We start from the raw sequence: 1,301 nt of genomic DNA, 5'->3' as shown, positions 1-1,301 counted from the left end.
GCGAGGACGCGCCGGCGGCTGCGCGGGCGGCGGGACGGCCGCCCGGGGCCGCGGGCGGCGCCGACGTCCCGGGGGCGGCGAGGATCGCCGGAGCCCGCGGAGTCGCCCTCCGGCGGGCCGGTCACGTCTGCGCCCATCCCTCACACTCACTCGGCCGGTGTCCACTCGTGCAGACGGCCGGGCACCCCCGAGGTCGTACGGCCCGCCGCATGCGCTCCATGGCATCACGAATGAGGCGCTACGCCCGATAACTTCCCCCGCGCGTCGCCCCGGCGGGCGGCGCGAGGGCTCTCTTCAGGAGAAACCGTCGCACGTGCCGCGAGGCCGCTACGCGACGCGCTCGTCGCCCCGGCGCTTGTCCTGCTCCGAGGCCGAGAGCCGGTCCAGGTACGGGCAGAGCACCACCGAGCCGCCGGCGGCCAGCGGCGCGTACAGACCGGCGGAGAGCCCTTCCCACGTGTCGTACCCGAGCGTCGACAGCGTGCGGGAGCCCGGCGCCAGCGCGCGCGACTCCGCGTCCGCGCGGGCGCGGGCGACCAGCTCGGCGGCGGTGAACTCGGCGCCCGCCACGGCGAGCGCCGGCGCGTCCGGGTCGGCGGGGGCGTACGGCTGGAAGCGGTCGCCCTGGCCCGGCACCTCCACGGCGTAGTCGAAGAAGCCGTCCGGCGGCTGGGGGAAGCGGGCGCCGAGCGGGCGCAGGCTGAGCGCGATCCGCTCGCCGGTGCAGGCGCGGGCCTGCGCCAGCGTCTCGGGGCCGCTGACGACGAGGTCCGCGGCGGCTGCGATGTTGGGAGAGGCAGGGTCGGCGGGCACCGCGGTGACGCCGGCCGCGCTGCACGCCAGCAGCCAGACGGCGGTCTGCCAGTGGGCGGGCAGGAGCAGCGCGAGCCGGTCGCCGGGCTCGGCGGCGAGGTCGCCCTGGAGGAGGTTCGCGGTCTTCGCGACCCAGTTGGCGAAGGTGGCGACGGACAGTTCGACGCGCTCGCCGGTGGTGTCGTCGTAGTACGTGACCAGCGGGCGCGCCGGGTCGGCGGCGAGGGCGGCGTCGAGCAGGGCGGCGGGGGTGGCGGCGGTGGGGTTCATCGCGGCCAGGTTACGCGGTCGGGTGCGGCGGTCGGCGGGGCGAGCCACCGGCCCCGGCCGCCGCCGTGGCTGACGGTGCCGGACGCTAGAGTCGGGCGTCATGCCCGCCGCCGCCCCCGACCACCGCGCCCGCACCCGGACCTGGGTGCCCCCCGGCCCGTACGACCTGGGACGCACCCTCGGCGTGCTGCGGCGCGGCCCCCGCGACCCGGCGTACC

1 protein-coding gene is annotated in these 1,301 nt (G+C 78.4%); it reads right to left on the bottom strand.

Features of this window, described 5'->3' with window-relative positions; translation table 11 throughout:
* Positions 1-327: 327 nt before the first annotated feature.
* The gene (locus tag ABD317_RS36995) at positions 328-1,083 is read right to left on the bottom strand and encodes a TIGR03089 family protein (protein ID WP_344296465.1); all 756 of its coding nucleotides are present in this window, start codon (positions 1,081-1,083) and stop codon (positions 328-330) included.
* Between the last annotated feature and the right edge of the window lie 218 nt (positions 1,084-1,301).

It is taken from the genome of Streptomyces synnematoformans (genome assembly GCF_039531005.1).
Lineage (GTDB): Bacteria > Actinomycetota > Actinomycetes > Streptomycetales > Streptomycetaceae > Streptomyces > Streptomyces synnematoformans.
Note: the sequence above shows the minus strand (reverse complement) of the source record. Positions and strands in the feature narration are given on the sequence as shown.

Excerpts from the sequence above, each read along its gene's own strand:
- ABD317_RS36995 (WP_344296465.1), bottom strand. The coding sequence starts at position 1,083 with ATGAACCCCACCGCCGCCACCCCCGCCGCCCTGCTCGACGCCGCCCTC.